This is a genomic window from Rariglobus hedericola (assembly GCF_007559335.1).
GTDB lineage: Bacteria > Verrucomicrobiota > Verrucomicrobiia > Opitutales > Opitutaceae > Rariglobus > Rariglobus hedericola.
The window spans coordinates 1,243,697-1,257,267 of the sequence record NZ_VMBG01000001.1 but is presented as its reverse complement, the minus strand read 5'-3'; the positions used below and the strand labels follow the sequence as shown (position 1 = coordinate 1,257,267).

The window sequence follows — 13,571 nt, the reverse complement described above, 5'->3', positions numbered from 1 at the left end:
CAGGGTGCGCCGCGTTGTCTAGATAGAACTAGGGATGCGTAATTCGTTGGAGTATCGATATAACAATATCGACACGTTTTTCTTCGGGGATTATTAATCGGTTGCGCCCCCAAATTAAGGAGACTCTCGGCTCCGCAATTTCCACGGACGCAACCCCCTCTATATGAGTTATTCTCTCAGCGAAGCGGATCTCTTGCGCACGCGTTTGGAAGCCTCGCAACGAATCGCAACGATTGGTGATTGGGAAAGCGATACGCAGCACGTCTACCGTGACTGCTCGAGTCAGGTGTATGATATTCTCGGTGTTGCTCATGGAAGTCCGGAGCGGTTGGCGGAAACCTTTATCGAGCGTATCCACCCCGATGACCTGGAGTCGGTCCGGCAGCGTCAGCAAACCCTCTGCCCGGGATTACCCCGGATCACCTTCGATCATCGCATCATCCGCCCCGATGGAGAAATCCGTTATGTGCAGCAGCGCTCGGAGCTGATCCTTGAACCTGATGCGGAACCGACCCGTGTGATCGGCACACTGCAGGACATCACCGAACTCAAGGCGGCAGAGGAAGAGCTGCGTGGAAAAACCGCAGTCCTGGAAGCGCAATTAAACACCTCGATCGACGGTATCCTGATTGTGGATGCAGAGGGCCGAAGCATCCTGCAAAACGACCGCTTCGCCGTCGTCTGCAAGATACCCCGCGAAATTTCAGAACTCGAGCACGACAAACTGCAGGTGCAGCACGTCATGACCTTGATGAAAAATCCCGAGGAGTTCGGGATGCGGCTCACTCATTTGGATTCCCATCCGAACGAGGTCAGCCGTGATGAACTGGAGATGATCGATGGCACCGTCCTGGATCGCTACACCGCTCCCGTCATCGGGAAGGATGGTCGTTATCACGGACGCATCTGGACCTTCCGCGACATCACCTCGAAAAAAATCGTGGAGCTCTCGCTACGGGGCAGTCAGGAACGGTTCAAACTGGTCGCCAAGACGATTGGGGACGTGATCTGGGACTGGAATCTCCGCTCCAATGTTATCTGGCGCAGCGATGGTTTCGAAAATGCATTTGGTTTGGCTGCATCCGAGGAAGATGAACTGCAGACGAGTTGGGAACAGCTCATCCATGAAGATGACCGCGCGCGCATCGCGGCCAGTATGAAGACTGCGATCATGAGCCCGCTTCAGACGTGGACCGAGGAATACCGCGTGCTGCGCCGGGACGGCAGTTATGCTTTTGTGGAAGACCACGCCCAGATCGTCCGTGATCCCGCCGGTATAGCGGTGCGTATGGTCGGTGGTGTGCGCGATCTCACCGAACGCAAAAACTTCGAGGCCCGGCTTCTGCGATCACAACGCATGGAAAGCATCGGCGTGCTCGCGGGTGGCATCGCGCATGACTTGAACAATATTCTGGCACCGATCCTCATGTCGATCGACATCCTGAAGCAGGATTCACGCGGCAAGGAACACGCGCACCGCATGTTGGAGATCGTCCGGGCGAGCGCGCAGCGAGGCGCGGATCTGGTGCGGCAGGTATTGACGTTCTCACGCGGGGCCGACGGCGAATACATGGCCATCAGTTTCCGGCATCTTTTTAACGAGCTCGAAAATATCGTGAGGGAAACCTTTCCCCGAAACATCGAGATCGAGTTTAACGCGCAGGCCAATCTGTGGCCGGTCATGGGCGATGCGTCGCAGCTCCATCAAGTCTTGTTGAATCTGGCCGTGAACGCGCGTGATGCCATGCCGGTGGGCGGCAAGCTCATGTTTGAAGCGAACAATAAGGCGGTCGATGCGGATTTCCCGGGGCTCGAGGCCGAAACGCCTGCCGGTTCCTATGTCGAGCTGGTCGTAATGGATTCGGGCACAGGGATGACGCCGGAGGTGCTTGAGCGTATGTTTGAGGCGTTCTTCACCACGAAAGGAGAGGGCAAGGGGACCGGACTCGGACTGGCTTCGGTTTATGCGATCGTGAAGAAATACCATGGCTTTATAAACGTCACCAGCGAGGTCGGCGTGGGAACGACGTTTAAGATTTATTTTCCGGTGGACCCGTCACTGCGTTCCGATTCGCGCGCGCCCATGATGATCGACAACCAGCGAGGGAAGGGCGAAACGGTGCTCTTGATCGATGATGAACGTTCTATCCGCGACATCGCGCAACAGACGCTGGAGGGGTTTGGCTACCACGTGTTGGTCGCGGGCGACGGTATCGAGGGCATCGCTCTCTACGTGCGAAATCTGAAATCAATCGATGTGGTGATCACCGACATGATGATGCCCAACTGTGACGGCATCTCGACGATCAACGCCTTGCTGGGGATTAATCCGCAGGTGCGCATCATCGCGGCCAGCGGACTTGAGATCAAACGTGAGGTGGTCAAGGGAGTCGGCGATTTCCTCGCGAAGCCCTACAGCGCCGAGACGATGCTCAAACTGCTTCGCGAAGTGCTGGATCGCCCCAAGGCTTAACGCCAGAGGGCAACCAGCGTTTCGGAGCGGACCCAGCCGGTCTGGCCGTCGTCAAAACGGATGCGACGCCAGCCGAGGAAGGCCTTGTCGGTGGTGGCGATCACTCCCAAGGCGAGCGGGCTGGATTTTTGCGGCGTATCAAGGTCGGTCGGGATTGAGCGAAGCGTGGTCGGCGTGACGACCATCACCGTGCTCGTGTCGGTCAGCGGACCGTAAGTATGCAGGCTGATGACCGAGGCGAGGCCGAGCAGTGTGGCGAAAACGAGCACAGTGCCGCTGATCCACTTGAGGCGACGGCGGGTGTAGGCGCCATAGATACCGAGTGATAGCGCGAACGCCGTGAGCCAGGCGGAAGCGATCGCCACGGCCTGCCAGCACGTCGGCGAGGCGATCCGCGCGAGTGAAGCCGCCGGCGAATCGGTAAGGAAGGGCTTGAGCGCGGCGGGGGTGACTCCGACGGTCTTGAACGCATAGACGAGATTGCCGCGAACCGAGGGGTTTTGCGGTTGCTGCACGAAGGCGGCGAGGGCGTGACCGGCGGCTTCGCCGGAGTGGTTCTGCTGGAGGAGCGCAAGCGAGAGATTGTGGCGGGCGGCCCAATCGGTCGGCGTGGTTTTCAAGGTTTCCTTCCAGGCGGTTTCGGCCGCGCTGAAATCGCCTTGGGCATAAGAGGCGGCCGGGGTGTCGGCAGCGAACGATGACAGGCCGGGAACCAGCAGCGAAAGCACGGCGATGATCGGGAGCAGATTGCGCGGCAGGAAAAGTTGGAATGCCGAGAATACGGGGGCACGACGGGCGGCGAGGGCGGTGGTGGCGCGCGATGGCCAATCGCCGGGCAGTGCAGTGGCGCCGTAGAGCGTGCGATCGGCTTCCGACCAGAGCGTCGACCAGGTTTCGTCAGGGAAACTGGCGGGCGTGGGAACGGCCTGCGTGAGGCGCCAGAGGATGGCGGTGTCGCTTTGCCAGTTTTGGATGAGCTGGAGGTTGCCGGTGTCGGCGGAGAGCCGGTGAAGTGTATTCGCCAAACGGATATGGGCTTCACGGAGGAGACGTGCGGGATCGGTCTGCCGGGCGCGACGCAAGGCGAGAGCGAACCAGATGCCCACGGGCACAAGGAGGGAGGCAATGAGGGCGATTACGAATGGGGTGCGCGAGATCGGGGCCGAGGAATGGCCGGTTGAGGTGATCGGATCACGCGGCAGGGCGGCGGGAGATTGCGGGGTGGAAGGAGCCGGTTGTGCGATGGACGGAGTGGTGGACTCGGGTAATGCGGGTTTTCCGGTTGAGGGAGCGGTGGGCTGACCTGCTGCGGCGGTGATCTGAAGCGTGACGGGCTGGGTTTGCAGCGTCTCGTAGGCGCCGGTGCCGGGATTGAAGAACGTGTAGGTGACAGGACCGATCGTGTAGGCGCCGGGTTTCGTGGGAATGAGCACGATGTCCTCGGTGATCGAGGCGTCGTAGAGCGCATCGTTTTTGTTCACGCGCTTGGCCTGGGGTTGGACGATGCGGAAATCCTTGGATACGGAGCGCGGGGGGAGGCCGGAGATGTCGGGCCAGTTGCCGGTGCCATCGAGCGTCAGTGTCCAGGTGATCGGCTCGCCGACTGTGGCGGTGGCGGGGACGACTTTGGAATCGAGAGTGAACTTGCCGACGGCGCCCTTGAAGGCCGCGGGTGCGGGTGCGGGCAGCGGCTTGACCGTGAGGGAAGCGGGTTGGCTGGTGATGGAAAACTGTTCGAGGTTGGCGCGGGCGAAGACGCTGAAACTCGAGGAGCCGGTCGTGAGATTTACGAGTTGGGTGGCGGTATTGAGATTAACCGTGCCCGGGGCTTTGGCGTAGGCGCGCGTTTTGTAGATGAGGGAGATGCGCTGCTCGTTGTTGACGACTGCCTCGACCTGCTCGGGCTTGGTCCAAGGTTCAACGGTGAGGGGCGCAGGGTTCCATTCAGGTTCGCTGCCGAGCTGATAGAGGTAGCGTTTGGCGGCGTTTAGGGAATAGGTCAGCGGGAAGACTTCACCGGCCCAGAGTTCGCCGGGGGGAAGCGTGAAGCGGGATTGGACAACGGATTCGAGCGAGAGACTGGACTGGCCGACGGTGGCGGTGCCCATATCGAAGGTGGCGGAAGCAACCGGCTGGCGGCCCTTGTCGGTGTCGACGGCGAATGCGGGGATGGTGATCCGGTCGTTGCCGGTTGGACGCACACGGTAGGTGAACGTGACGATCTTCAATGAAGTGGTCTTGAAATTGACGACGTTGTAGCTGCTCTGCTGCGACTTGGCCGGAGGTTGGCTGAACGTGAGTCCGGGGACGGTCGGCAGCGTCACATCGTCGGTGGGTTCGCATTGTTCAAACACGAGGCTGAGTTCGCTGAGCTGGTTGCGCGCGAGCGTGCCAGAGCCGGGCTCCCAGCGAACGGTTTGGGCGTGCAGGGAGACGGCGAAAAGGAGCAGGAACGGGAAGCGGATAAAAAGGCGTGGCATCGGAAACGAAAGAAGGGTCACCAGTCTTTGCCCTTGGGCGCGGACGGAGCAGTGGAAGGACCTTGGAGGAGTTGAAAGAGGTGGGCGGGTGAGTCGCCTTGCTTCACCTGATCGAGTTTTTGCAAGGGTATCGTCAGAGACGCATCCTGGCGGGCGGGATCGGACGACTGTCCTGTGGGCGTGCCACCGACCTGCTGCATCTCGCTGGGGTCGGTTGGCGCTGGCTCGGGCTGGCCCGCTTGTGACTCAGATTTGGCGGGCTTCGGCTGGGCGGGGTCGTCCTTCTTCATGTCACCAAATGCGGACTGGCCCTGAGTCCCCGGTTTTTTCTGTGCGTCGTCTTGGGGAGCTTGGGAACCGCCAGACTTGTCGCCACCGCCCGATTTCTGGTCATCAGGTTGGGGGGAGTTGGATTTGGAGTCTTCGGATTTTTTGTCGCTTTTGGACTGGTCGGAGGATTCGCCTTTTGCGGAGTCTTTCTGGTCGGACTTACCGTCCTTGTTTTGCTCCGGCTTTTTCTCGTCGGGTTTGGGTTTATCCTGCTTGGGCGGAGGCGGATCTTTTTTGGGCAGGAGCGTTTCGAGCTCTTCACGCAACGCAGGCCAGTCGGCGGCTTTGGGATCGAGCGCAGCGCCTTTGCTGACGGCGGCGAGAGCGTCGCGCACGACGCCCTCGGGGATTTTTTCCTGCGAGGCTTGAGCACGACTTCCGTAGGTCACGGTTGCACGGGCGAGCTCGGCGTAGTCTTTGGCGTCAGCCTGTTCACGCGTGGCGAGCCGGCCGATAATCTGGGTCACGGGTTCGGCGGCCGTTGACGGTTCGGCGGCGTCGGCCGAGGGCGGGCTGATGAGTGACGTGATCAACGCGAGCGCGGCGGCCTTGGCGGCCAGCTGGATGGCGCGTGGCTTGGGGCGGACGGGGAATTCGCGCCAGAAGCTGAAGAGGAAACAGGCGAGTGCGGCGGCGAGTGGCCACTGGAAACGTTCGGCGAGACGCACGCGGTTGGTCTCCTTGAACTCACCTTGTTTGCCCTGCTCGACGGTGGTCTGGATGAGTTGCGAGAGATCCACCCACGAGCTGGCGTCGGAGTAAACGCCGTTGGTTTTATCGGCGAGTTCCCGAAGCGTGGACGGATTGAGTTTGGAGAGGACAACGGCACCACGTTCGTCTTTCATAAAGGCGCCGGCTCCGTCGGGAATCATCGCGCCATCGCTCGTGCCGATGCCGAGGCCGAGCACGCGAATACCCTTGGTCTTGAGGTCATCGAGATGTTTGCGCCAAGTGTCGGTTTGGGCTTCGCCGTCACTTAGCACGATGAGGAAACGATCGGCCGCATTGGAGGAACTGAAGGCGGTGATGGTGGTTTCGAGCAGCGCATCGTAATCCGTGCCGCCCTCGGGAAGATAGCCGGAATCGAGGACGGGTAAAAACTCGCGCAGGATTTCGTAGTCGGAGCTGAGCGGGCTTTGCAGGAAAGCGGTGCCGGAGAAAACGATGAGACCGACGCGTTCGCCTTTGAGGCGTTCGAGGAGACTCGTGATCAGCAGGCGCGCGCGTTCGAGGCGGGTGGGTTTGACGTCCTGGGCCAACATGCTGCGCGACAAATCGAGGGCGATGATGATTTCGCGGGCCTGATCGAAGACCGGTTCTTCAAGGCGTCCCCACTGCGGGCGGGCGACCGCAAACGTTGCCGCGACGAGGCCGATATAAAGAAAGATGCGAACGCGCGGTGAACTCCGTTGGGACGATGCAGAGCGGATGACCAACGACGAATGCTTTGCTTCGGCCTGGGTGATTTTCGGGTGGGTGTTGGCACCGAGTGTGCGCTGACGCAGGAGATCGCGCAGCAGCAACGCGAGCGGGAGCATCAGAAGCCAGAATGCGTGGGGCCAGTAAAAGGTCATCGGGAGGAGGACGGAGAACGGAGGACGGCGGACGACTGGCGGAGACCGGTGGACAGCAATGCGGCGAGCAGGAGACAGGCGAGTCCGGGCGCGGCGAGCCAAACGAAGAGCTCGGTGGTGATCAGATAACTCTTGGCCTGAAATTCGATTTTCTGGGCGCGATCAATGGCCTTGAAGGCGGACTCGATGGTCTTGGAATCGTCGGCGCGGTAGGAGCGTCCGCCGGTGAGATTGGCAATTTCGATGAGCGTGCTCTGATCAAGGTCAGAGGTCACGCGACGATAGCCGATTCGTTCGCCCTGTTGGTCGAACACGGGAAACGGCACGATTCCGTCACGACCCGCGCCGATCGTGTAAACAGGAATACCGCGGCTCTTGGCGACGGCGGCGGATTGCATCGGAGTGAGAGCGCCGCGGTTGTTGGCACCATCGGTGAGCAGGACGGCGAATGCGCCCTGGCGACGACCCGCTTGTTCGCGGGCGGCTTGTTCAAGACGGGTGAGGGCAAGGCCGAGTCCGTCGCCGATGGCGGTGCCGTCTTCGATGAGACCGATTTTGAGACGCTCGACCTGACGAGCGAGCCAGTCGTGGTCAAAGGTCAGCGGAGCGAGCGTGTAGGCGCGTCCGGAAAACACCACGATGCCGATGCGATCACTGGGCCGTTGGGTGATGAAGGCTTTGATGACCGGCTTGATCGCTTCGAGACGGTTGATGCGCACGTCGCCTTTTTCGTAGTCCTCGGCGAGCATCGATCCCGAGAGGTCGATCGCCAGCATGATGTCGTAACCCTCGGTGCGGATTTCGCGTTTGTCCTCGACGCGTTGCGGGCGGGCGAGGGCAACGATGAGCAAAACCAACCCGAGCACGGCGAGGCCGGCGGGCCAGCGTGAAGTCGAGGCGAGCGAAGGGCGGTGCCAGGCCGCGGCGAAAGGCACGAGCAGGACCGGCACGGAGCGACGGCGTCGAAACCACATGACGCCGGGAATCAGCAGCAAGGCTAGGAGCCAGAAAGGAGAATGGAGAACGAGGTTGTTCACCGGTTAGCGGCGGGATTGGCGGGCGTGAAAGAAACGCACGAGGGCTTCGAGTCGGTCTTCGTCGGTGCCGACGACGAGACGCGTGAGTGTATCCGGAAACAGGTTACGCCAGGATTCGTCGCGTGCTTCGCGCCAGCGGGCATGGGCAAGGCGTTCGGCGGCGGAGTTTTCGAGGGTGACGAGCTGGCCGCTGACCGGATCGTAGGCGGCGAATGCATCGCCTTCGGGCAAGGCACGCTCCCACAGATCTTCGACGCGGAAGCCCATCGGTTGATAACGCTTGCGCATGACGGCCCAGCCATCGGGTTCGGGGCGCGGAGCAAAATCACCGAGCCAGATGAGGATGCTGTGTTTTGGCGCGGCGCGGCTCAGCAGACGCCACGGAATAGCTGAGGGACTGAGGGCGGAGGACTGAGGATGGAGAGACGGAGCGGGGGCGCCGAGGAGACTGGCGGCGGCGTGGAGGATGGGGCCGCGTCCGCGAACAGGTTCACGGAGCGTGTAGCCATCAGGTTTGACATGCAGAAAACCGACGCGGTCGCGGTTGACCGCGCCGAGCAGCATGACGAGCCCGGCGAGTTCGAGGAGGGCCTCACGTTTGGATTGCTCGCCGGAGCCGAATTGGAGGCTGGGCGTGTCTTCGAGGACGAGCATCACGGTGACCTCGCGCTCCTCGACGAATTTTTTGCGATAGGGCTCACCGAGACGGGCGGTGACGTTCCAATCGATGTCGCGGACGTCGTCGCCAAACTCGTATTTGACGACTTGATCAAACTCCATGCCGCGTCCGCGAAAAGCGGAGCGGTATTCGCCGCTCAACACGTTCTCGACCGCGTGGCGCACGCGCCATTCGAGACGGCGCAGGAGAGCCAAGGGAGACGCTTGGGCGTCACCCTTGGAGTTGAGAGTTGAGAGCTGAGAGTTGAGAGCCACGGAGGCGGAAGGCTCAGGCTTCGGGGACCGGGGTCTTTTCGATTACCTGTGCGATGAGATGATCGGTGGTGATTTCCTCGGCCTCGGCTTCATAGGTGAGGCCGACGCGATGGCGGAGAACGTCGGGCGCGATCTCCTGCACGAGACCGGGCGTAACGTAGTCGAGTCCGCGCAACCAGGCGAGGGCGCGGGCGGCTTGGTAGAGCGCGAGCGAGGCGCGGGGCGAGGCGCCGAAACTGAGATAACGTTTTTTGCCGGCGACGGGCGCGGCGAGGTCGCGGGTGGCGCGAACGAGGGCGAGGATGTAGGCTTGGACGGCAGGCGAGAGATGGACTTTATCGACATCCGTGCGGAGCTCGAGGAGTTCGTCGCCGTTGGCCACGGCGCCTAGGGCGGGCTGGCGGGTTACCTGGCCCCAGCGCTGCATCATGATCGATTCTTCCTCAATGGAGGGGTAATCGACGATGAGCTTGAAAAGGAAACGATCGGTCTGCGCCTCGGGCAACGGGTAGGTGCCTTCTTGTTCGACCGGATTCTGGGTCGCCATGACGAAGAACGGGCGGGGGAGCGGATGCGTGTGGCCACCAATGGTGACCTGGCGTTCCTGCATGGCCTCGAGCAACGCGGACTGGACCTTGGCGGGCGCGCGGTTGATTTCGTCGGCGAGGACGAGATTGGCGAAAATGGGACCGCGATGCGGGGTGAAGCCGCCGTCCTTGGGCGAGAACACCATGGTGCCGACGACATCGCTCGGGAGCAGGTCGGGCGTAAATTGGATGCGCTCGAACTGGACGCCGAGGGCGGTGCCGAGGGACTTGATGAGCAAGGTTTTCGCGAGGCCGGGCATGCCCTCAAGGAGGACGTGGCCGTTGGCGAGGAGCGCGACGAGCAGGCGCTCGATGACGGCGTCCTGGCCGATGACGGCCTTGCCGATTTCGTCGCGGAGTTTCTGGGACCAAGTGGGACCGGTAATCATGGGTGGGACTAGGGACTGTGGCGGATGCGAAGGGTAGTGGGACTCGCTTGCGCCCAAAGTGTTTCGTTGAGAAAACGGCGGTGGCGTGGATTTACCAACTCAAATTCAGGACAGGCTGGATGCTCTCGGCGTATTGGCGGCCGACGTGGAGGAGCGGTTTGTGCGCGGTTCGGGGCCGGGTGGGCAAAAGATTAACAAAACCAGCTCCACGGTGTGCGTGAAACACCGACCGACCGGGGTCGAAGTGCGGTGCCAGCGCGAACGTTCACAAGCCGCCAACCGCGAGACGGCGTGGGCCGACCTCTGCACGAAACTGGAAACCATTCTGCGCGTCGCCGAACACGGGCGTCAAAAAGAGGCGGCGAAGAAACGCGTGCAAAATCGCAAACGGAGCAAACGGCAGAAGGGGATTCTTGTGGCGGGCAAACGCCATCGCGCCGAGATCAAGGCAGGTCGGAAGATCAGCGGCCGCGACGCTTGACGCAGACGATCACGACGGGGACGACAACGGCGGCGACCGCACCGGCAATGACGCCGTAGTTGGTTTCCAAGGACGCGATGTCGCGGCCGAAGAACTTGATGACGTTGTTCACGCCGCCCCAGACGAAAAAGAAGGACACGAAGACCACCGCGCATACGACGCGCACCGGCATGATGTCGATCACCTGAACGATCAGGTTTTCGGATGCGGGCCGCGACGGACGGTCTTTTTCAAGTTCAGGTTGATCCATGGACAAAGCGGTGAGCGTTCATTCGGCCTGACGGCGATAAGTGACGAGATAGCGGGCGCTGCCGGTTTGCGTTTTGAACTCGGCCGGCGTGGTGCCATCGAGCCCGTAGCAAATTCGCAGACGGTCTCCGGCGAGCTGGTAAATCGCGGGAATCACGCGGCCGGCCTGTTCGCCATGTTTGCCGTTTAGCGTGATGGTGGTTTCGGTGTAAACGACGTCGCCGCGATCATGGACCTCGCCGGCGAAATGCACGGCGTAAGTGGTGACGGCGAGGTGGAGTTCCATGCGCTCCAAGGCGAGTTCGGGTGCATGTTCTCCGTCGAGTTCGGCGCGGACGGGGCGCCATTTTCCGTGCAGACTCATGATTCGGTGGTGTCGGATGCGGGCAGGGATTTCTTGGCCTTGGCGCCGAGCTTTTTGAGATCCTCGACCTGGGCGATCAAGTTGCCCTTGCCGGTCTTGAGTTTGCTCATGGCTGCATCGTAGCTCTCGCGGCTGCGACCGAGCTGGAGACCGAGGGATTCGAGGTCGTCGATGAGACCGGCGAACTTGTCGTAGAGAGCACCGCCGCGGTCGGCGATGGCCTGCACATTTTTCGTCTGCCGGTCCTGTTTCCAGAGACTGGCGACGGTTTTCAACGTGACCAGCAACGTGGGCGCAGTGCAAAGGATGACGCGGCGATCAAAGGCCCATTCGTAGAGCTGGCGGTCGGTTTCGAGCGCGAGGGTGAATGCGGGTTCGAGCGGGACAAACATCAGGACGTAGTCCGGGGTGACGAGTTTGCCGGTATCCTCGTATTTTTTTTCGGAGAGCTGTTCGACGTGGGTGCGGACGGCGCGCGCGTGTTCCGTGGTAGCGGCGGTGCGCGCAAGATCTTCGGTCGCGTTTACGGCGCGTTCATACGCGATGAGCGAAACCTTGGAATCGATCACGAGATGACGGGCATCGGGCAAACGCAGGATCACGTCCGGGCGCAGGCGGCGGCCGTCGTCGGTGGTGAGCGATTCTTGCGTGAGGTAATCCTGTCCCTTGATCAGACCGGCGGAATCAAGCAGGCGCTCAAGGATGAGTTCGCCCCAGGCGCCGCGGGCCTGTGACTGGCCCTTCAAGGCCGTGGTGAGTGCGCGGGCTTCGTCGGTGATGCGGACGTTGAGCTGGCGGAGCTGTTCGATCTGGGTCTTGAGGGCGGTGCGATCCTCGCCGTCGGATTTATAGACGAGGTCAACGCGTTGGCGGAAATCGGTGAGCTGCTGGCGAAGCGGATGCAGGATGTTTTCGACCTGCGTTTTATTGTGCTCGGTGAACTTGGCGGATTTCTCGTCGAGGATCTTGCCGGCGAGAACCTGGAATTCGGTTTGAAGCGTGGCCTTTAATTTCTCGGCGTCGGCCAGATAACGGGCGGCGAGGGTTTCGCGCTCGGCGAGGCGTTGTTCGCCGGCGGCGAGCTGGGCGGAAAACGATGCGCGATCGGCGGCGAGTGAGGAGCTGAGTTGAGTGTTGAGGGTTGAGAGTTGAGCGACGGAACTCTCGGCGGCGGCGAGCGCGGCGGTGATGCGCGCGATGTCGGATTCACGGGCACGGAGGCGTTCGCCGAGCTGCGCGTTAAGAAAAAGCCAGGCCGTGATGGCGCCGACGACGGCGGCGATGAGGACGAAAAGCAAAGTCACCCCTCAATCGTGAGGGGTGCGGGAGGCGCGTCAAAGACAGAAAACGCCGTTCGGTGATCAGTCCTGCCGCGGCAGGAAAATCGTCACGGTGGTGCCTTCGTTGCGGCGGGTCTTGAGATGCAGGAGTGCGCTGTGGGTCTGAATGAGGCGGGACACGATCGCGAGGCCGAGACCGGTGCCATGGCTGGCCTTGGTGGTAAAATACGGCTCGAACATGCGCGACAGCGTTTCGGCGGAAACGCCCGAGCCCTGGTCGAGCACGCTGATGCTGATCAGCGGTCCTTCGTGTTTGAAGTTTTCACGGCCAATCACCAATTCGGTGGCCGGATCGATGTGCGAAAGGCTTTCAGGCAGGCGGTCGACGTTATCAGCGACGACCCAGACGGTCTGTTTCTGCTCGGTGCTCTGGAAAGCGTTGATCGTGAGATTGAGCAGAATCTGGATGAGGTCGGTAGCGTCGATGCGCGGCACCATGTCGATGTCAAGCGGCTTGACGCAGAGACGGTTGAAGCGGACCTCGGGATGCGCTTTCATCAACGACTGGAGATCGGCGATCACCTGGTTAACCGCGAGCTGGCGACCGGGCGTGTCGTTGTTGTGGATGAACCGCAGGTAGCGCGAGGCGATGGCGGTGCAGGTGACGACCTGTTTGCTGATGTATTCGAGGCTGGAGCGGACCTTGTCGAGATCGCTGCCGTGGAGGAAGGAGACGTTTTTGAGACGCTCTTCCAGCAACTGGACGTAACCCGCGATGACGGTGAGCGGGTTGTTGATGTCGTGGATGACGCCGGCGTAAATCTCGTTCGTGGTGCGGGCCATTTCCTCGCGGAGGGCGATGTCGCTGAGGCGTTGATTCAGCTCCTGCAGACGCTCGGAGGTGTTCGCGAGCGTGTCGGAAATTTTGCGCAAGTGCAGGGCGCGGGCGGCGGCGCTGCGAATGGTGGAAAGATCGAAAGGCTTGCTGAGATAATCGCAGGCGCCCAGGCGCAACGCCTGGCGGGCGGTCTCCAGCGTCTCGTAGGCGGTGAGCATGATGACCTCGATGCGCGAATCGATCAGCTTGAGATCTTGAAGCACCTCGATGCCGGTGCTGCCGGACATACGGATGTCCAGGATGGCGATGTGCACGACGTTTTCACGGGCGTAGGCGAGGGCTTTTTCGCCGCTCTCCACGGTGTGAACGTTGAACTCGTTGCGAAACACCATGCGCAACGACTGGCGCGGGCCCTCTTCGTCGTCCACGACCAGCAAGGTGAATTTACGGTTTTCAACGGGAACGGCGGGTGTGGCGGAAACGGGTGACATGGATTTGAAGGCCGGCTCGTAGTTCATGGGAAATCGTTGGATAAGTGGCGTGAGGACGAGAAGGG

11 protein-coding genes are annotated in these 13,571 nt (G+C 61.3%); 2 read left to right on the top strand and 9 right to left on the bottom strand.

The window, feature by feature from the left end; all coding sequences use genetic code 11:
* Nucleotides 1–163 precede the first annotated feature (163 nt).
* Complete coding sequence (locus FPL22_RS05525) at nucleotides 164–2,473, top strand: hybrid sensor histidine kinase/response regulator (protein ID WP_144229109.1); 2,310 nt, start codon at nucleotides 164–166, stop codon at nucleotides 2,471–2,473.
* Here the strand turns inward: FPL22_RS05525 and FPL22_RS05520 are convergent.
* Genes FPL22_RS05520 through FPL22_RS05500 form a run of 5 tightly spaced genes read right to left on the bottom strand, consistent with a single transcriptional unit; the run spans nucleotide 2,470 to nucleotide 9,803 of the window.
* On the bottom strand, nucleotides 2,470–4,953 hold the full coding sequence (locus FPL22_RS05520; protein ID WP_144229108.1) for a BatD family protein: 2,484 nt from the start codon (nucleotides 4,951–4,953) through the stop codon (nucleotides 2,470–2,472). The two genes, FPL22_RS05525 and FPL22_RS05520, sit on opposite strands and share 4 nt — an antisense overlap.
* Nucleotides 4,954–4,970: 17 nt before the next feature.
* The gene (locus tag FPL22_RS05515) at nucleotides 4,971–6,857 is read right to left on the bottom strand and encodes a VWA domain-containing protein (RefSeq protein ID WP_144229107.1); all 1,887 of its coding nucleotides are present in this window, start codon (nucleotides 6,855–6,857) and stop codon (nucleotides 4,971–4,973) included.
* Entirely contained in the window at nucleotides 6,854–7,894 is a 1,041-nt protein-coding gene (locus tag FPL22_RS05510) for a VWA domain-containing protein (RefSeq protein ID WP_238991317.1), read from the bottom strand. Before FPL22_RS05510 ends, FPL22_RS05515 begins: the two co-directional genes overlap by 4 nt.
* A gap of 3 nt (nucleotides 7,895–7,897) precedes the next feature.
* Nucleotides 7,898–8,827: a DUF58 domain-containing protein gene (locus FPL22_RS05505; RefSeq protein WP_144229106.1), complete on the bottom strand. Its 930-nt coding sequence runs from the start codon at nucleotides 8,825–8,827 to the stop codon at nucleotides 7,898–7,900.
* A 13-nt stretch (nucleotides 8,828–8,840) separates the two neighbouring features.
* A complete protein-coding gene (locus FPL22_RS05500) occupies nucleotides 8,841–9,803 on the bottom strand; it encodes an AAA family ATPase (RefSeq protein ID WP_144229105.1) in 963 nt (320 codons plus the stop codon).
* Nucleotides 9,804–9,888: 85 nt separating this feature from the next.
* On the opposite strand from FPL22_RS05500, the gene FPL22_RS05495 reads away from it, so the two are divergent.
* A complete protein-coding gene (locus FPL22_RS05495) occupies nucleotides 9,889–10,284 on the top strand; it encodes a peptide chain release factor family protein (protein ID WP_144229104.1) in 396 nt (131 codons plus the stop codon).
* Here FPL22_RS05495 and FPL22_RS05490 read toward each other — a convergent pair.
* Genes FPL22_RS05490 through FPL22_RS05475 form a run of 4 tightly spaced genes read right to left on the bottom strand, consistent with a single transcriptional unit; the run spans nucleotide 10,265 to nucleotide 13,533 of the window.
* Nucleotides 10,265–10,534 (bottom strand): hypothetical protein, encoded by a 270-nt coding sequence (locus FPL22_RS05490; protein WP_144229103.1) that lies wholly within the window; start codon nucleotides 10,532–10,534, stop codon nucleotides 10,265–10,267. The genes FPL22_RS05495 and FPL22_RS05490 overlap by 20 nt on opposite strands.
* 18 nt (nucleotides 10,535–10,552) lie before the next feature.
* The gene (locus FPL22_RS05485; protein ID WP_144229102.1) at nucleotides 10,553–10,897 is read right to left on the bottom strand and encodes a TIGR03067 domain-containing protein; all 345 of its coding nucleotides are present in this window, start codon (nucleotides 10,895–10,897) and stop codon (nucleotides 10,553–10,555) included.
* Entirely contained in the window at nucleotides 10,894–12,201 is a 1,308-nt protein-coding gene (locus tag FPL22_RS05480; protein WP_144229101.1) for a DNA recombination protein RmuC, read from the bottom strand. The genes FPL22_RS05485 and FPL22_RS05480 overlap by 4 nt, the downstream gene beginning before the upstream one ends.
* A gap of 57 nt (nucleotides 12,202–12,258) precedes the next feature.
* Entirely contained in the window at nucleotides 12,259–13,533 is a 1,275-nt protein-coding gene (locus FPL22_RS05475; protein WP_144229100.1) for a hybrid sensor histidine kinase/response regulator, read from the bottom strand.
* Nucleotides 13,534–13,571: the final 38 nt, after the last annotated feature.